We start from the raw sequence: 17,219 nt of genomic DNA, 5'->3' as shown, positions 1-17,219 counted from the left end.
TTGTCGATGCACGCACGGGCGCAACGCGCGCTTTCGCACTTCGTTGCGCTCGCATCCGCATTCATGATCGCAAGCGTTACTGCGCAGACGACACACGCAGCGCCAGCAACGCAACAAGCAACACAGACGAAACCGGCCACCGTGCAACAGCCCCGCGCGTTCGGCCATGTGCTCGGCGACATCCTGACCCAGCAGATTCTTCTCGACGATCATGGACACGACGCGACGCTTTCCGCGATGCCGTCGACGGGCCGCGTCAACGCGTGGCTCGAACGCCGCCCGCCGACACTTCGAACGGACGCCGATGGCCGCCGCTGGCTCGTGCTCGACTATCAGGTGATCAATTCGCCGCGCGCGACTACCGTGACCTCGACGCCGCCGCTGCAATTGCGTCTGACGTCGGGCGCGACGCTCGATGTCGCGCAGAGTCCGCTGTCGATTGGCCCGCTTGCACCGTTGGGCATCGCCGACGCGGGACGCCTCGCGACGCTTCAGCCCGACCGGCTGCTTGCCGCGCAATCCGCTGCGCCGCTCGAACGCGCGATGGCCGTCTGGATTGCGCTAACCGTCGCGGTGCTGGTCGCGTGGCTTGGCTGGTGGATCGCGCGCAACAGGCGCGACGCGATGCGGCTTCCGTTCGCGAAGGCGTGGGCCCGCTTCGGGCAGCATGACGACGCCGCGCTCGAAGCAGACCCCGATGCATGGCGCGGGCTGCATCGCGCGCTCGACGAAGCAGCGGGACGCGTCGTGCACGCCGGCTCGATCCCTGGCCTGACGGACAACGCGCCTCATCTGCGCGAGCTTCGGCCGCAGATCGAGCAGTTCTTCCAGCGATCGTCGAACCGCTTCTTCTGCGATCTTCCCGTCGCGACGCCGTTTTCGCTGCGCGATCTGTACCGCGCGCTCTATCGCGCAGAAAAGCGTCACCACCGATGAGCACGCCGCCCGACTTTCTCTATCCGTGGGCGCTCGCGCTGCTGCCGCTCGCTGCATTGCCGCTGCTGCGCCGGAGCATCGACACGCTGCCGTATTCGTACGTCGCGTGGCTGCCGCGCGACCGCGCGGGCGGCGTCGTCGCCTTCGTGTGGCGAGCGGCCGCGATGGTCGCGCTCGCAGCCGTCATCGTGGGACTCGCGGGTCCCGGCTTCTCCGGCGAACAGAAGCGGATCACGGGAGCGGGCGCCGAAATCCTGATCCTGATGGACGGCAGCGGCAGCATGTACTCGCCGATCAGCACGGGCAGCGCGAATGTCGCCGACGCGCCGACGGCAGGCGAAACGAAGAACCAGATGGCACGCGATGCGATCAGCGCATTCGTCGCGCAGCGCGTCAACGACCGCTTCGCGTTCATGCTGTTCGGCACCCATCCGATGCTGGCCGTGCCGTTCACACGCAATCGCACGGTGATCGACGCCGCCATCGATGCGACGGCCATAGGACGCGGCATGCCCGACACGCTGCTCGATCGCGGCATTCAGTCGGCCGTCGAGCAGTTCGACGGCCGCGCGCGCACGAGCAGCCGCGCGATCGTGCTGGTATCCGACGGCGGCGCGCTACTCGACGACGTCGCGCGCGAGCACATACGCGCGGGTCTCGCGCGCAATGGCGTCGCGCTGTATTTCATCTATCTGCGCAGCGGCGTGTACAGCCCGGATCTGCATGCGCGGCTCGCCGCGTCGGACCATTCGCCCGAAGCCGAGCTGCATCGCTTCTTCCTGTCGCTGCCGACGCCTTATCGCCTGTACCAGGCGGACAGCCCGCAACAGGTCGCGCGCGCGATGACCGACATCGCGCGCGCCGAGAACGCGCCCGTGTCGTTCGTCGAACGATTGCCGCGACAGGACGGCAGCGCATGGTGTTTCGCGACGGCCTTGCTCTGCTGCGTGATGCTGCTGTGCATCTGGTTCGTGCAAAAGCGGAGCCTGTCGTGAAGCGCCTGCCCATACACCTGCTGTTCGGCGCGGCGACGCTGTGCTGCGCGGCCGTCGCCGGATACTACGCGGCGCGCCTGCTGCACGCGGCCGACGCGAATCGCGAGATCGCGACGATCTCCACGCAACCGCCGAGCGCGTGGAGCAAGACCGCGACGAATCAGCAGGATCCGGCCGTGCGGCTCGCGCAAGCCGTCGCGCTCGCGCGCGCGGGCCAGCATGCGGAAGCGGGCAAGCTCTACTACGATCTCGGGCGGCTCGCGCCATCGAGCGAGACGGGCCGCATCGCGCTCTACGATCTCGCCAACATGTATCTGCGCGAAGCCGCGGGCAACGATGCGCAAGGGCCCGTGCGCTCGCCGCCGATGCTCGAAAACGCGAAGGCGCGCTATCGCGAGGTGCTGCGCCTCGACCCCGGCGACTGGGACGCGCGCTACAACCTCGAGCGCGCGTTGCGCCTCGCGCCCGAAGCGCAGGACACCGCCGACGACGACAAGGACGTCAAGGAGCAGCACAACATCAACGTGCGCGGCGCGGCGCCGGAGGAACTGCCGTGAAGGCGCTGCGACGCGCATCGCTGCCGCATCTGGGGCGCCGCTGGTGGCAGCTTCCGCTGGCGTCGCTGCTGCTCGCCGCCGCTGCGTGGATGCCGCCCGTGCAGTTCACGCGCCCGATCTTCCGATACGTCGTCACGTTCGACATCACGCAGAGCATGGATGTCGAAGACGTCTCGATGGGCGGCAAGCCGATCAGCCGTCTCGACTTCGCGCGCGCCGCGATGAGCGACGTGTTGCAGCACCTGCCGTGTGGATCGGAGATTGGCTGGAGCGTGTTCTCGAATCAGCGCTCGCTGCTGTTGCTCGCGCCCGTCGAGGTGTGCGGCAACTACGATGCACTGCTGTCGTCGCTCGATCAGATCACGGGAAAAATGCGCTGGGTCAACAGCAGCGTGATCGCGCAAGGCGGCCTCTATTCGGCGATACGCGCCGCTGCGGACCTCGGCCACAACACCGATATCGTCTTTGTCACCGATGGCCAGGAAGCGCCCCCGGTCGCGCCGAACGAGACCAGCGTGCGGGACATTCCGCAAGGACTCGTGCATGGCTGGCTGATCGGCGTCGGCGGCGATCAGCCAGCGCCGATCCCCAAGACGAACGCCGACGGCGTGCGCACCGGTTTCTGGCGCGCCGATGAAGTGCGCCAGTTGCAGCCGACGCCCGGCGCGCCCGCCAAGGCCGAGAGTCACGAAGAACTGTCGGAGCTTCGGGAGACGTATCTCGAAGCCGTCGCCGGGCATCTCGGCTTCGGCTACAAGCGGCTGGTCGCCGCCGATTCGTTGCGCGCGCCATTGACCGACGCGCGGTTCGCGCATCCGACGCCTGTCGCGACCAATGTTCGCTGGTGTCCGGCGCTGCTTGCACTCGTGCTGCTCGTCTGGCGCTTTCTGCCCGCGAAACAGGTCGCGCGCAAGCCCAAGCCCGCGAGCGCGGCAGCCGTTCCCGCTCATGGCGCGATCAGCCGCACATGAATTGCGTTCGATAGTTTTAGTGAACGACTGCAAGCGTGTTGCTCATCAGATTGGTGCGCGCTTCACGACTCACGCGCTTCGAACATAGCCACATTCGCAAAGAGCTTGCGGGCACGTGGACTGCTCGCTTCAAGGAACTTTGCGAGGACACCTGGCTATGCATACGAATCGAATCTCTTCCGTGATGTATCGACTGCTTTCTTCGACGGGCGCAGCGTGCGCGATGTTGCTGTGCACGGCCGCCGTCGCGCAGATCACGGCGCCAGGCGGCGACGGGTCTCAGGAAAAACGCAGCGCGCCGATGGGCACCAAGTCCGATCCGCCGCCCGCGCACACGCTCGAATCGAGCAGGCCGCAAGCCGTCGATGCGCAGAAGGAGCGCGGCGCGACAGCGAAGCCGGAGCACAAGGCCGAGGGCGCCGGAGGTTTCGACAACGGCTTGTATGGCACAGGTGCGGGCAGCAACAAATAGCGGCAGCCGGGCCTTCGCCGATGCGAAACGGCAAGGCCCGGCAAGCGCATGCGCTAGTCGCAGACGCTATTTGAAGCTCGCGTCGTCGTCGCCGGGTGCAGGGCGCTGCGTGTTTTCTTCCTCTTCCGGCGATGGCGTGGGCGCAAGCGGGTCCATGTCGGGCGGCATGCCCGGCGTCGGACGTGGCTGCTCTTCAGGTTCATCGAGTGGCTGATTGGCCGGGTCCGCGATGGGATCGACCGTCGGATCGGTTTGCATGACGTGTGTCCCTATGTGTGCGTGTGTGTCCGTGTGTTGATCGGAAGGCAATGTCCGCGCGACGGATGATTCAACCGCGCGACGCTCCGTGCGTATCGCCTGGAACAACGGGCGGCTCGAAGTCGGGATCGGTCGGCTCGCCATGCGCGGCCTTGTCCGCCCGCTTGTCTTTCGTCTTCGTGCGCCGTGTGTTTTCGTCGGCGAGCGGCGTTTCCGGTCCGCCCGGTTCGTCCATCGGGTTCTGCTGCTCGTTGATCGTGTTTCCCATTGCATGCCTCCGTGGCGTGACTCTCCAGCGCCAATGCGCGCGCCGAGACGATCGGATCAGCAACGCTTATTCCCGCCGCATCACCCTGCGCGCCGCACGTGACGACCGCCGACTGTCAGCGCGATGACGGAAAGCGCCGCGGAGACGGCCGCGAACACCACATCGGCCCACAGATGCCCGACGCTGCGCGACAGCAGCGCAATGCCCACGGCAGGCAGCGAGTTGCCGGTGTAGCAGCACAGCAGATACGCCGACAGCAATTCCGCGCGCTGCCCGGCCGGCGCCATCCGGTTCACCTCTTGCAGGCTGCCGCGAAAGCCCAATGCCGACGCAACGCCGCCGAGCGCCGTCGCGACGACGAGCAGCGCAATCGATCCTGCGATCTGCGCCCACAACAGCAACGCGAGGCTCGGCGGCAGCAGCCACAGTCCGGCGGACATCGCGACGCGCGCGCCCAGCGTGCGTGTCGCGATAACGGTGACCGTGCTCGCGGCGAACAGCTCGGCGACGACTGCGCCGCTCAGCGCCGCGCTGTGCGTATGCATGCTGTTCTGCATCAGATTGGGCAGCAGCGCCGCATAGAAGCCGAGCAGCGCAAACGTCGCAAAGGCCGTGACAGCAGGCGCGACGAACGCCATGTACAACCCGGCGGGCACGCCGACGCGCGGCTCGAACGACAGTTCTGCGAGCCGTCGCGCAGGGCGGTCCACCGTTTCGCAGGCTCTTGCCGTCATCGCCGCCGCGCCGGCCAGAACCAGCGCGTAGACGACGAACACCGTGCGCAGCGGCCACGGCGCAAATTGCGCGAGCAGGCCCGCGATCAATGCGCCCGCCGCGAGACCAGCGAGATTCACCGCCGCGGCGAGGCGGCTCGCGGCGGCCTTGTCGTCGGCGGGATGCAGTTCGGCGATCCATGCCGTGGCCGTCGCTGCGCCGACGCCGATCGCAAGACCGCTTGCCGCGCGCGCGACGAAGAGCCACGCGGGATGCACGGCGAAAAGAAACAGCAGCGTACTGACTATCGCAACGGCGACCACGAGCAGGCTCACGGGCCGGCGCCCCGCGCGATCCGACACGCGGCCGAACGCGAACAACGCGCCGAGATTGCCGATCACATAGGCCGCGTAGACAAGCGTGACCGTCAGCTCGGAGAGGCCGAATGCGCGCTGATAAATCGGATAAAGCGGCGTGACGAGCGGACTGCCGGCGTAGAGGACGCCGAGCAGCACGGCGGCCGAGATCAGCGATGCCCGGCGGCTCAGCATCGTTCGCGCGCGCGAAGGCGGATGCATGCGCGTCTCCATCGAGGTTCGCATCGTGTCGAAGCAGCAAGCGATATTCCGCACGCCCGGTTTTTAGCTGGAATCTTTTAGCCCCTTAGCCGAAATTCCGGGCATGCCGCTTGCGGCCAACATCATGTGTGAACATGAAGAAACGGGGAGCACATCATGACCATCACGACGATTCGCATATCCGACACGCAGGTCCAGGTCGAGCAGACGGCCTACACGTTCGCGAACAAAGAGGATGCCGACGCATTTCAGCAATGCCTCGTCAGCGGCACCGTGGAGACTTGCCATCACGATCATCCGCCCGTTTCGATGCGGCCCACGCGCGCCGACGAACGCGCCGACGATCCGAACCGCGACAGCACGATCTCGCCTTCGCTCGGCGGCGATACGGCGATGTGATGGTGATTTATGACGACGGGTGAGCCTACCGCATCAACTCATCAAAACTAGCCAGCAACCGCTCGATATCCGCCGCATGAATCGCCCCCATCGTCGAGATGCGGAACAATTCCTTCGACAAGCCGCCCTGCCCCGCATAGATCACGAAGCCGCGCGCCTTCAACGCATCGTGCAGTTGCTCATACGCGATGCCTTTCGGCAGACGGTACGCGCGCAACACCACGGAACACTCCTGCGGCGGCAACACACTTTCCATCCCGCGCGCGGCAAGCCCCGCGCGCGCCTGCTCGGCGAGCGCAGCATAACGCGCATGACGCGCCTTCCAGCCGCCTTCGTCGTCGAGTTCGCGCAGCGCTTCGACGAGCGCGTAATACGCGTGCACGGACGGCGTGAACGGCGTATTGCGCTGATCCTGCAAGCTCGCGAGACGCGCAAGCCCGAGATAGTACGTGCGGCTCGCGGCAGCCGCCAACGCATCGCGCCGCACGATCACGAATGCCGCGCCCGGCACGCCATGCAGGCACTTGTTCGCCGTCGCCGCCACGGCCGCAATCGTGCCTTCCGCGAAGTCGATCTCTTCCGCGCCGAAGCTGCTCACGCCATCAACCAGCATCTTCACGTTGCGCGCGCGGCAAACCTCGGCGAGCGCCTTCAGGTCGTTCAAACGGCCCGTCGTCGTCTCGTGATGAATCACGGCGACATGCGTGATCGACGTGTCGGCATCGAGCGCGGCCGCGATGCGTGAGAGATCCGGCGCATGCATCCATTCGTGCTTCACGATGCTGTGCGCTATACGGTACTGCGTCGCGATCTGCGTGATGCGCTCGCCGTACACGCCGTTCTCCACAATCAACAGCTTGCCGTTTTCCGGCACGAGCGCCGCGATCATGCTCTCGACGGCCGCCGTGCCCGAGCCCGTCATCAGCACGGCGCTCCACTGCGCGGGGTCGAGATCGTACAGCTTCACGAGGCGCGTGCGCGCTTCGTCCTGCAGATCGAAAAACTCGCTCTCGCGATGGCACAGGTCCGTTTGCAGCAGGCTGTTGCGCACGCGCTCGGTCAGCGTGACGGGGCCTGGGTTCATCAGCAGCATCAGCGTGCTCCTTCGTTCGAGCCGGAAGTGGCGATGTGGCGCATCAGTCGCGTCTTCACATCGGGCGGAGCGATGGTCGGGCGCGGGAGGCCATCGGGCGTGCCGCGACGGATCGCGACGCGCAAGAAGCGCGGACCGTCGAGTTGCGGCGACGCGAACAATTCGTCGATCAAACTTACGTCATCGCCTTCGACAGCCGATGCGTAGCCGCACGCCGCCGCGACGCCCGCGAACGACACTTCGGGCGACACCGTCGACTGGCCGCCCGTCGAATCGTGCGCGCCGTTGTCGAGCAGAATGTGCGTGAGGTTCGCGGGACCGTATGCACCGAGCGTCGCAAACACGCCCATGCGCATCAGCGCGGCGCCGTCGCCATCGAGCGCGACGACATGCAGATCGGGACGCGCGAGCGCAAGACCCAACGCGAACGGCGTAAGGCAGCCCATCGAGCCGACCATGTACAACTGATTCGGCCGGTCGTCGATGGCGTAGAGTTCGCGGCCGCAGAAACCCGTCGATGCGAGCACGACCGTCGATTCCAAAGGCGTGTGCGCGATCACGCGTTGCAACGCTTCGTTGCGCGTCGGCAGCGCGTCGGATGAGGCGCCTCGCGACACATCGCGCGACTCACGCTTCTCGCGTTTCGCGGCGCGGCTCGCGTCCTTCAGTTCATACGGCGCGACGCTGCCCTTTTGCATCACGAGCGCATACGGACGGCCTGTCGCATCCATATGCGCGATCGCGCGATCGAGCGCGGGGCCGATTGCATCGGCTTCCGTCGGGAACGTCTCCCACGGAATCTCCATCGTGTCGAGCATCGCCGGCGTGATGGGGCCCATCAGTTGATGCTGCGGCTCGTCGGGCACGCCGGGCTGGCCGCGCCACGTGACGATCAGCAATTGCGGCAGACGGAACGTCCACGTCAGCGACGTCAGCGGACTCACGGCATTGCCGAGGCCCGAGTTCTGCATCATCGTGACGCCGCGCCCACCATTTTCATGACCGCCGCGCGCACCGAGCGTGACGCCCGCAATGAACGCGACGGCATCGCCCTCGTTCGCCGCCGATACGTAGTGCAGCTTCGGGTCTTGCAACACGTAGTTGATGAACGGCGTGAGGTACGAGCACGGCACGCCCGCATACCAGTCGAAGCCGCGCTCGCGCGCCGCCTCGACGAACTGTGCAGCTTCGATCATTGCGCCGCGCCTCCCGCTGCGTCGCCCGTTGCGAGCGGCGTCTGCTCGTGCGCGAAATCGCCCGCGCGACGGAAGTCTTCGAGGTCGTTCACGCCGCGCCAATGGCCGTGCACGTACTGCACTTCGATTTCTTCGCCGGCTTCGAGCAGCGCGTTCAGCAGCGCGGGCATGTCGAGCGAATCGAAATCGGCGCGCGCGCGCAGCGTGTTCATCACGGCCTGCAAGCGCTCGCGTCCTTCGCCGCGCACATTCAAAAGCCCGATCCAGCGCCCCTGCGGCGCTTCGCCCTTCATATCGGCTTCATTGTTCGACACGCGGCGCAGCAGCACCTTGTTGCCGAACAGGCCGCGATCGTCGGAGGACGAGCACCACGCGAAATCGCGCACGCTCTGGTTCGCCGCGCCCGCTTCCGCAATCGTAGACGAATCGACGACCACGCTGAACGGCGCTTCGCTCTCGACCAGATCGCGCACGATGTAGCTGCGGAACAGCAGGTCGCCGTACGAGATCACGGTGTCGTTGTTCAAGCCGTCGACGGCGCACGCGAGCGACGTCAGCTCGCCCGTCCCTTCATGGCGCTCGTTGACGACGAGCTTGATGCCTGCCGTGTCGATCGCATCGGCGCGATAGCCGCCGACCACGGTGATGTCGTTGACGCCCTGCTTCTTGAACGCATCGACGAGCCAGCGCAGCAGCGGCTTGCCCGCGATGGGGAGCATGACTTTCGGACGGTCGGTCGTCACCGCTTCGAGGCCCTTGCCGCGGCTCGCGGCGAGCACGATGGCCGAGCCCGATGCGCGCGACGCCGACAGATAGCGCTCTTCCGCTTCCGAGTACTCGTCGGCGTCCTGCAGACGGAAGATCTCGTTGACGGTCGCGATGCGGTCTTCGACGTTCACGAGCGTCTGGCTCTCGTAGATTTCCTTCACGACGGCCTGCATCGCCGACGTCGCCGCGCGAATCTGATGGTTCGCCCAGATCACCGTGCTGATGCCCGCCTTGCGGAACACTTCCGTCGGCGTGCTGTAGTACTTGGTCGGCACGATGACGAGCGGGCCGCGACCCGCCCACTCGCGCGCGAACTCGAGAATCTCATCGGGGCGAGAAAGCTTGCTGTGAATCAGGATCGCGTCGGCGCCCGCCTGGCGATACGCTTCCGCGCGCTTCAACGCTTCGTCCATCCCCCAGCCCGCGATCAGCGCCTCGACGCGCGCGACGATCGAGAAATGCTCGTCCGTCTGCGAGTCCTTGCCCGCCTTGATCTTGCCGCAGAACTCGTCGATGTCGGCGAGCGGCTGCGCTTCGCCCTTGATGAAGCTGTTCGTCTTCGGAAACTGCTTGTCCTCGATGCACACGCCCGCGATGCCGCGCTGCTCCAGCTTGCGCACGAGGCGGCGCACGTTGTTGAAGTTGCCGTAGCCGGTATCGCCGTCGAGCAGAATCGGCAGATCGCTTGCGTCGGCCATGAATTCGAGCGTATCGACGACCTGCGTCCAGCTCGCTTCATTGTTGTCGCGCACGCCGTATTGCGCGGAGATCGCGAGGCCCGAGCCCCAGATTCCCTTGAAGCCGGCTTCGCGCGCGATGCGCGCGGAAATGCCGTTGTGGGCTTCCATCAGGAATTCGAGTTCGTTGCTCGTCAGCATCTGGCGCAGGCGCGCGGTGCGCGACAGCGTGGTGACGAAAGAGGGTTCGCGTGCGTTCATCGTGTAACTCCAATGCAGCGCTGAAGTTGCGGCAGCACTTCCTGGCTTGCGCGCGCAACGTCATTGGGAAAATCGATTTCGATCCAGGGCAGGCCGGTGACGTCGGCCGTATCGAATGCGTGAGTGCGTTCGAGCAGCAGGTCGCGCACGGCTTCTTCGTGCGGCATGTTTGCGCGTCCGCTGTCGATATAGCCCGCGACGATCTGCGCGAAGCGCTCTGCCGCCGCTTGCGTGAAGCGGAAAAAGCCGACCGATTCGCCGATCGTGTCGTACTCCAGACCGACGGCCAACTGCTTGCGCAACTCGACGGGCACGCCGTGTTTCAGACACAGCTTCACGGGCTCGTCGCCTGCTTCGTAATCGCGGTCGATCAGCAGGCGGTTCGCGTGATCGCCTGCGACGAGCGCGGCCAGCATGCGCTCGTCGTAAAGCACGTCGGCGTCCATCAGCAGCACGTCGCCGCCGCGCGTGAGCGCATCGGCGACCGTGTGCACGGTGAGCACGCTGCCGAGATCGAAACGCGGATTGAGCCTGATCTCGGGCACTTTGCGGCCCGCCTGCTTCAATTCCGCTTCGACGCGTTCGGGCTGAAAGCCGAGCGCGAGCACGACTTCATCGACACCTGCCGCCTCGAGCATCGAAAGATGTCGTTCGAGCAGCGAAACGCCATCGAATCGCAACAGACATTTTGGAAACTGCTCCCCCGGGGGTTGCTGGAGTCGCAGGCCGAGGCCCGCGGCAAGAATGATCGCTCGCATTCGGGTTCCAGGGAAAAGAGTGAATGGTCTTTTGGCTTTTTTATTCGGCGTTCAAAATGGGCTTAGCGCCGTTGTACGCATGCGCATTCTGATTCGCCAAAAATGGCGACTATATCGGAACTGAGAACGAATTGCAGAGCAACCGACCCGCTTTTGGCAATTGATGGAATAAGAGTGAAAAATGTGGAGGTTTTTATCGGCGATGGCTTTGCTGCGATCGCCTTAAGGAATTGGCACGCGCGTTGCTGGGCAAAGCATGATGGTGGCTTCGGGACGCACAACTCGTCAGGAGGGACGCGATGATCCGTCGACCGGACAGAATGGCCATTGCCGGCTTTGTCGTAATGGCCGTTCTGATCGTGGTGGCGCTTGCATTGCCGATGGACAGCGACAGGCTCGCCGCCTATCGGGCGGTGTATGGCGCCGACGAGAGCCCGCGCAGTGCACATTCATCGAGCGTGACGGACGAATCCGCGCGCCGCTCCGAGCAATTTGCGGCCACCTCCGACGGCACATCCGATGCCGACATCGCATTCATCCTCCAGTCGATACGCGCGAGTCTGCACCGCAACGATCTGACGTCCGCGAAAGTGTTGCTCAATGCCGTGCTCTCCGTTCGCAAGGGTCTGCCTGAAGCATTGGAGTTGCAGAAGGAACTCGATGTGCGCGAGGCGAGAGAAGCGAAGGCGATGGCATCCTTCGTTGCCACGGCCGCAGTCAGCGAAGACGCGCGCGCCGCTCCGCCCAGCCCCATTGACGAGAAATCAGACCGTGCAGTGGAGCCGCCCGCTCAACCATCGGCGCTCGTGCGCACGTCGAGTGAAGCGAGTGACGGACGGGAACACAGCACGCGGCGCGAGCGGCTTGCATCGGCAGACAAAACATCCGCAAAGACGCGACACGCCGGACAGACGTCGCGCCATCATTCAAGCGCGCATGTCTCCAGTGGACGGCCTAAAACGCGCGCCGAAGTCGTCAACGAACTGAAGCGCGCCCGCGCGAACGGATCGATGCCTCGCTTCGGCAATCCTTCCCGGTATGGGTCCGCGAGCTCGACGTATCACGCCACACGATGACGCGAGCATTCGCGCCTGTCATGCGTCCGCGCAGCACAAATCGTCGACGGCGCACGCGAGGATCATCCGGTTGTGATCGGGCGTGAGATCGCCCTGCTCGGTGCGCGGCCGAAAGATCCTGTCGCCGATGTTCTCCATCCGATCCACAGATAACCGGCGACACGCGGCATCACGCGATGTCGCGCCGCTTCGCTTCCGATGCACTCACCCTCTGTACTTCAGTTCGACGCCCACGTAGTCCGCGTTACTGCCGCCCGCGTTGCGAATCGAATCGCCGACCTGGAAGTGCACCGCTTCGACGGAACCGATCAGGTTCGACGCCATCGTGCAGTCGGCGCGCACTTGCACATACATGCCCGTCCACCGGCTGCCGTGTCCCGCTGGACACCGCTGCCTGAACGAAAGCCGCGTTGAGCGGCACATCGGCACATCGACCAGGACTGGCTGAGCAGGCCCTGTAGCGTCGGCTGTCAGGCAGCGAACACGTCGAATTGCGAGCGCGTCATCTGCGCCTCGAACTCGATCTCGTTGCGACTTCACGGCAAACGCTGTTGCGTCTGCATCGCGAAGGCAAGATCGAAGGTTCCGTGCTGCACAGGCTCGAAGCCGAGCTCGATTTCGAAGAGCTGCGCCTGCATCGGCTGCTGGAACCATGACGGGCGGCGTGGCCCGCCCCGTCACGTGTCACCCGTCGCAAGTCACTGGTCGACGCGCTTCACTGTGACCACGCGCGGCATCTGCTTGTCGGCTGCATCGCCCGGCCGCAACTTCACGCGCCACTCACCGTACTCGGCAAACGGAAATTGCGCGAGCGCGCTCTTCACGAGCCACGGAATCGGATGATCGGTGTCGGCATCGCGATCGCGGCTCGTCGCCGTGACCTTGTAGACTTCCTTGCCGCTTGTCGCTTCGAGGAGCCGCAACGTCATCGAATGCCGATACACGCGGCCGAACAGCGAAAAGCCCGCGCCTTCCGCACCCTCGCATGCGTTTCCGCAATCGGCCGTGCTCACGCCGACGGCGGCCGGACGCGTATCGTATGCGAGCGAGACCAGATAGCTCGCATGATCCGCCGTTCGATCGACAAGCCCATAGTTCGCGAGTTCGCTACGAACCAGCGCTTCGTAATGCTCGTTCGCGGGATGCGCTTGCGGCCACGGCGCTCGCGCGAACGAATAAGTACGCTCGCCCTGCAGCACGACGGGCGCTCCCGTTGCGTGCACATCCGTCGTCACATCGGCGCAGCCCGAAAGACCGATGACACTCGCAATGACCACTGCGGCGCTATACGTCACTTTCTTCACTTTCATCTCGCTTCGATTGAATAGAGTTCGCGTACCGTTCGTGTTCGTGCACCGTTCACGCGTGCGCATCGGCTTCGTCGAGCACCGGCAGACTGATCGTGAAGGCCGTTCCTTTGCCCGGCGCGCTCTCGACGCACACGTCCCCGCCATGCCGCGTCACAACCGCCTTCACGAAGGCCATGCCGAGTCCCGTGCCGGCGACTTCCGGGCGCTCCGCTTCGTGAAAGCGCTGAAAGCGCTCGAACAGATGCGCCTGATCTTCGGTTGAAATGCCATAGCCCTCGTCGCGAATCGTGCAGCTCACGCGCGCCGGCGACGCGCGCGAAGCGCCGCGCTCCTGCGCGACGGTACATGTGATGCGCGTATCGGACGGACTGTATTTCACTGCGTTGTTCAGGATGTTCACGAGCGCGCGCGTCATCAGCGAGCGGTCCGCGTTGATCCAGTGGCCGTCGCCCTGCTCGTCGTACGCCGCTTCGAGGCGGATGCTCTTCGCTTGCGCCTGTGGCCACACCTCGTCGCTTGCATCGATCACCAGCTCGACGAAGCTCACGGGCTCGAGCACATAGGCCTGCGATTCGGCGCGCGCGAGTTGCACGAAATCGTCGGCGAGCGTGAGCGCGCGTTGCGCGTAACGCTCGATGCGGCATAGAAAATCGCGCATGCGGTCGGACTCGAGCTTGCGTGCCCGCTCGATCTCGACGAGCGCCAGTATCGACGCCTGCGGCGAGCGCATGTCATGCGACAGCAGACGCAGCGCGTCCTCGCGCAACCGCTCGGCCGCATGCAGCGCCGTCACGTCGACGAGGCCCGCAATCCAGCCGGTCGCCTCGCCTTGCGCGTTCGTGCATCTCGCGTAGCGCAACAGGTGATCGCGCTGGTTGCGGTCGCGCACTTCGATGCCCTGCTCCATCATCCCGGCAAACGCAATCCGGCCAGGGTCGAGTATCGCGGGCCAATGCGCGTGCCCGAAGCTGTCGGCCTCCGCGCTCGAGCCGATCGCCTTCACGAAGACGAGATCGCCGAGCACTTCGCGCATCTGCCGTCCTTCGGGCCTCGGCGCGCCAAGCCCCGCGAAGTGCGCCTTCGCCGCATGGTTCGCGATCAGCACGATACCGCGCACATCGCTCACGAGGATCGGTTCCGGCACGCTGTCAAGGCTGTCCCACACGAAGCGCTTCATGTCCTGCACGCGCCGAGCCGCCTGCGCCATCAGCGCCATGTGCTGCGCGAGCACGTCGCCGCCGAACTCGCGGCTGCGATGCGGCGCCTCGGGCAGCAGATACGGCTCGTCGGCGAGACGCTGCAGTTCTTTTCGCAGATACGACATCGTCATTTCGAGCCGACGCCAGTTCCATATCGGATACACGGCGATCAGTCCGACGATGGCGGGCACGGGCGAAATCCAGAGCCGCAGTCCGTACAGCAGCGCCGCGCTGCCCGCCATCATCGCGACGCAGAGCACGAGCGTCATCAGCAGCGAACGCAGCGGCGACAGCACGAGCAGACCCGCGAGCAGTGCGCCGAGCGGCACGAGCGACGCGGCGCACACGAGCGCCTGGGTCGCGGGCTCGATCTCGCGTCCGGTGACGAGCATATCCAGCACGTTCGCGTGGATGTAGACGCCGGGCAACGGGCCGAGCTGGCCCGACACAGGCGTCGAGAACCTGTCGTAGAGCCCCGATGCCGTCACGCCGATCACCACGATCTTTCCGCGCAGCATGTCTTGCGGCACCCGGCCATCGAGCACGCTCGCGAACGAAACCTTCGGATACGACTGCGCGAGCGGGCTGAACGGAATCAGATAGCGCCCTTCGCCATTGCCGTCGACTCTCGTTCGATCCGGCGATGCCGTAGCCGTGCCGGGACCGTCCGCGAGCTTCAGCTGGCCCTGCCTGATCGCGCGCCATACGGGCACCATCAGCTGCGGCCAGCGCATATGCGCGCCGCCTTCGAACAGCGCGACACTGCGCACGATGCCGTCGCCATCCACTTCGAGGTTGATATGGCCGAGCCCCGCCGCTGCCTCGGCGAGCGGCTCGACGGGCTTGACCGCGACGCGCTCGCCGCTCGCATCTTCAGGCGTCAGCAGAACAGGCAGCCACGTCGGATTCGCGGCGATCGATTGGGCGAGTTGCGCATCGTCTTCGGCCGGCTCGGTGAAGAGCACGTCGTAGACCACGGCAGCGGGATGCGCTTTCGCGATTTCGTCCAGCAGCCGCGCATGCACGGCGCGCGGCCAGGGCCAGCGCCCGAGCCGCGCGATGCTCGCGTTGTCGATTTCGACGACGGCGATATCGGGCAGCACCGGTTGCGCGCGCCAGCGCAGAAAGCGGTCATAGACGAGGTGATCGGCGCTCGACGTCAGCCTGCCGAGCGAGCCGAGCAGGACGACCACGACGCCGAGGCAGCCGATGCACAGCCATTCGAACAGAAAGCGGCGCCCGACTGGCCGCCCAAGACGTATGCGCGGATCGAAGCTCATGCGCGGGCCGCCAGTGGTCATCACCTGGCCAGTGTAAACGAGCGGACGGAACTTCCCTTCTGATAGAAGCGGCCGTTTTCGAACTGCTCGGCGATCACGGTCCAGTAGTAGACACCCGGCGGCAAATCGGACACGACGATCTGTCCCGCCGCGAGATCCGTGCGATCGACGATCGGCTCGCGCAAATCGTCGGTGGTGGCCAGCACGAAGCGGAACCGCGTCTCGACACCCGGACGGCTCGCCGACAGCCAGCGGAACTCGAAGTCGCGGCTGCCGGCGCGTTGTCCCGCCGATGCGTCGAGCGCGAACTGGCGGCGCTCGAATGCATAGATCTGCGGCAAGCCTTCGAGGCCGATGTCGTCGATTGACGTAACGCGCACGAAGTAGTTGCCGTCCGGCAAGTCCTGGAACGATGCGCGCGGCGCATTCACGCGCTGGTCGCGGATCAGGTCGAACAGGTCGGCGTCGCGCGCGATCTGCACGCGATACGCGCGAGCTTTGTCGGATGGCACGATAGCGAACGAGACGTCCTTCGCGTCCTGCACCTTGCCGGGTTCCGCGAGCGCGGGTGCAGGCAGCAACGCCACGGGCGCGCCGACGCCGCCCTTCGCGCGCGTAACGCTGCCGAACTTCGCGCCGATCAGTTGCGTCGACGCCTGCAGCGGCACGCCCGGCGCGCGCGGAGGCAGGCGCGCGGCATCGACGCCGACCGCGCCATCGAGCACGGCGACGGCCGTCGATTGCTCGCCGCCGTCATAGTTCACGCGAAAGCGCGTGCCGCGCACGCCCGCCACCACGGAAGGCGAGCGGATCTGAAAGCGATCGTCCTTCTTCGTCGCATGCGTGACCTCGCTGTCGACCTCGCCTTGCCTCAGCTCGATCACGCGATCCTGTGAACCCGTCAGCACGGTCTGGCGCAACGTGCCGATCTCGATCGTGCTGTCCTGCGGCACCGACAGATGCGAGCCGTCGTCGAGTTCCAGCGTAGCGAAGCCGTTGTGGCCCGTGCGCACGCGGTCTCCTTCGACAAGCGTCATGCCGACGGTGACGGGCACGAACGCGTTCTGACGAAACGCGTGTTCGGCGGGACCGCTCATCGCGACGACGCGTGCGGTCCTGGGCTCCTGCTTCAGCAACGCGACGGGCAGGATCAGCTTCGCGCCCGGCTGAAGATGAAGCGGGTCCGCGACGTCATTGAGCTTACGCAGCAGGACCCAGTCGCGCGGGTCGCGCAGATAGCGATCGGCGACGTCGTAGAGCGTGTCGCCGGCATGCGTCACATAGATCGTGGATGCAGCAGGCGCATGTCCCGCCGATGTTTGCGCGTCGGCGCACGCGGGCAGCAGCGCCAGCGCAGCCATCAGGCATGGAATGATGCCGCGCAATGCGAATGGCGCCATCCGGATGGAAACGCGCGGCGTCGGCAACGACGGCGTCGACGGCACGCGCAGTG

General features: G+C 65.6%; 18 protein-coding genes and 1 pseudogene. 8 read left to right on the top strand and 11 right to left on the bottom strand.

Annotated features, from left to right (window positions below):
• Positions 1-141: 141 nt before the first annotated feature.
• From AABE10_RS04045 to AABE10_RS04025, 5 genes are all read left to right on the top strand, one after another.
• Positions 142-936, top strand: a complete 795-nt coding sequence (locus AABE10_RS04045; RefSeq protein WP_342931974.1) for a hypothetical protein — start codon at positions 142-144, stop codon at positions 934-936.
• The gene (locus tag AABE10_RS04040) at positions 933-1,931 is read left to right on the top strand and encodes a vWA domain-containing protein (RefSeq protein WP_342931973.1); all 999 of its coding nucleotides are present in this window, start codon (positions 933-935) and stop codon (positions 1,929-1,931) included. Before AABE10_RS04045 ends, AABE10_RS04040 begins: the two co-directional genes overlap by 4 nt.
• On the top strand, positions 1,928-2,488 hold the full coding sequence (locus tag AABE10_RS04035; protein WP_342931972.1) for an MxaK protein: 561 nt from the start codon (positions 1,928-1,930) through the stop codon (positions 2,486-2,488). The genes AABE10_RS04040 and AABE10_RS04035 overlap by 4 nt, the downstream gene beginning before the upstream one ends.
• An 89-nt stretch (positions 2,489-2,577) precedes the next feature.
• Complete coding sequence (locus AABE10_RS04030) at positions 2,578-3,459, top strand: vWA domain-containing protein (protein WP_342932258.1); 882 nt, start codon at positions 2,578-2,580, stop codon at positions 3,457-3,459.
• A 157-nt stretch (positions 3,460-3,616) separates the two neighbouring features.
• Positions 3,617-3,931 (top strand): hypothetical protein, encoded by a 315-nt coding sequence (locus AABE10_RS04025; RefSeq protein WP_342931971.1) that lies wholly within the window; start codon positions 3,617-3,619, stop codon positions 3,929-3,931.
• Positions 3,932-3,997: 66 nt separating this feature from the next.
• On the opposite strand, the gene AABE10_RS04020 is transcribed toward AABE10_RS04025, so the two are convergent.
• The 3 genes from AABE10_RS04020 to AABE10_RS04010 all read right to left on the bottom strand — a co-directional run bounded on the left by AABE10_RS04020 (position 3,998) and on the right by AABE10_RS04010 (position 5,749).
• The gene (locus AABE10_RS04020; RefSeq protein ID WP_342931970.1) at positions 3,998-4,189 is read right to left on the bottom strand and encodes a hypothetical protein; all 192 of its coding nucleotides are present in this window, start codon (positions 4,187-4,189) and stop codon (positions 3,998-4,000) included.
• A 70-nt stretch (positions 4,190-4,259) separates the two neighbouring features.
• Positions 4,260-4,457: a hypothetical protein gene (locus AABE10_RS04015; protein ID WP_342931969.1), complete on the bottom strand. Its 198-nt coding sequence runs from the start codon at positions 4,455-4,457 to the stop codon at positions 4,260-4,262.
• Between the two features lie 80 nt (positions 4,458-4,537).
• The gene (locus tag AABE10_RS04010; protein WP_342931968.1) at positions 4,538-5,749 is read right to left on the bottom strand and encodes an MFS transporter; all 1,212 of its coding nucleotides are present in this window, start codon (positions 5,747-5,749) and stop codon (positions 4,538-4,540) included.
• Between the two features lie 156 nt (positions 5,750-5,905).
• Between AABE10_RS04010 and AABE10_RS04005 the strand changes: the two genes are divergently transcribed.
• Positions 5,906-6,148 carry a hypothetical protein gene (locus AABE10_RS04005; RefSeq protein WP_342931967.1) on the top strand — a complete coding sequence of 81 codons (243 nt, stop codon included), beginning with the start codon at positions 5,906-5,908 and terminating at the stop codon, positions 6,146-6,148.
• Positions 6,149-6,173: 25 nt separating this feature from the next.
• Here the strand turns inward: AABE10_RS04005 and AABE10_RS04000 are convergent, their stop codons facing one another.
• Genes AABE10_RS04000 through AABE10_RS03985 form a run of 4 tightly spaced genes read right to left on the bottom strand, consistent with a single transcriptional unit; the run spans position 6,174 to position 10,901 of the window.
• The gene (locus AABE10_RS04000; RefSeq protein ID WP_342931966.1) at positions 6,174-7,241 is read right to left on the bottom strand and encodes a 2-aminoethylphosphonate aminotransferase; all 1,068 of its coding nucleotides are present in this window, start codon (positions 7,239-7,241) and stop codon (positions 6,174-6,176) included.
• Positions 7,241-8,437 carry a phosphonopyruvate decarboxylase gene (gene aepY, locus AABE10_RS03995; RefSeq protein WP_342931965.1) on the bottom strand — a complete coding sequence of 399 codons (1,197 nt, stop codon included), beginning with the start codon at positions 8,435-8,437 and terminating at the stop codon, positions 7,241-7,243. The genes AABE10_RS04000 and aepY overlap by 1 nt, the downstream gene beginning before the upstream one ends.
• Entirely contained in the window at positions 8,434-10,143 is a 1,710-nt protein-coding gene (aepX, locus tag AABE10_RS03990) for a phosphoenolpyruvate mutase (RefSeq protein WP_342931964.1), read from the bottom strand. The genes aepY and aepX overlap by 4 nt, the downstream gene beginning before the upstream one ends.
• Positions 10,140-10,901 carry a phosphocholine cytidylyltransferase family protein gene (locus AABE10_RS03985; protein ID WP_342931963.1) on the bottom strand — a complete coding sequence of 254 codons (762 nt, stop codon included), beginning with the start codon at positions 10,899-10,901 and terminating at the stop codon, positions 10,140-10,142. Before AABE10_RS03985 ends, aepX begins: the two co-directional genes overlap by 4 nt.
• A 299-nt stretch (positions 10,902-11,200) precedes the next feature.
• On the opposite strand from AABE10_RS03985, the gene AABE10_RS03980 reads away from it, so the two are divergent.
• Positions 11,201-11,977, top strand: a complete 777-nt coding sequence (locus AABE10_RS03980; protein ID WP_342931962.1) for a DUF4148 domain-containing protein — start codon at positions 11,201-11,203, stop codon at positions 11,975-11,977.
• Between the two features lie 204 nt (positions 11,978-12,181).
• On the opposite strand, the pseudogene AABE10_RS03975 reads toward AABE10_RS03980, so the two are convergent.
• Positions 12,182-12,358 (bottom strand): annotated as a pseudogene (locus tag AABE10_RS03975) (alginate export family protein); the annotation flags it as partial.
• A gap of 110 nt (positions 12,359-12,468) precedes the next feature.
• Between AABE10_RS03975 and AABE10_RS03970 the strand changes: the two are divergent.
• Positions 12,469-12,633 carry a hypothetical protein gene (locus AABE10_RS03970; protein ID WP_428983256.1) on the top strand — a complete coding sequence of 55 codons (165 nt, stop codon included), beginning with the start codon at positions 12,469-12,471 and terminating at the stop codon, positions 12,631-12,633.
• Positions 12,634-12,675: 42 nt separating this feature from the next.
• Here AABE10_RS03970 and AABE10_RS03965 read toward each other — a convergent pair whose 3' ends face one another.
• From AABE10_RS03965 to AABE10_RS03955, 3 genes are read right to left on the bottom strand one after another with little or no spacing between them, the layout of a single operon-like run.
• Positions 12,676-13,287, bottom strand: a complete 612-nt coding sequence (locus AABE10_RS03965; protein ID WP_342931961.1) for a DUF4136 domain-containing protein — start codon at positions 13,285-13,287, stop codon at positions 12,676-12,678.
• A gap of 49 nt (positions 13,288-13,336) precedes the next feature.
• Positions 13,337-15,787, bottom strand: coding sequence for a CHASE2 domain-containing protein (locus AABE10_RS03960; protein ID WP_342931960.1), 2,451 nt, complete (start codon positions 15,785-15,787; stop codon positions 13,337-13,339).
• Complete coding sequence (locus AABE10_RS03955; protein WP_428983264.1) at positions 15,787-17,166, bottom strand: FecR domain-containing protein; 1,380 nt, start codon at positions 17,164-17,166, stop codon at positions 15,787-15,789. Before AABE10_RS03955 ends, AABE10_RS03960 begins: the two co-directional genes overlap by 1 nt.
• Positions 17,167-17,219 lie beyond the last annotated feature (53 nt).

Source organism: Paraburkholderia diazotrophica (assembly GCF_038900755.1).
Classification (GTDB): domain Bacteria; phylum Pseudomonadota; class Gammaproteobacteria; order Burkholderiales; family Burkholderiaceae; genus Paraburkholderia; species Paraburkholderia diazotrophica_A.
The sequence above is the reverse complement of the archived record's forward strand: the minus strand, read 5'-3'. Positions and strand labels throughout refer to the sequence as shown.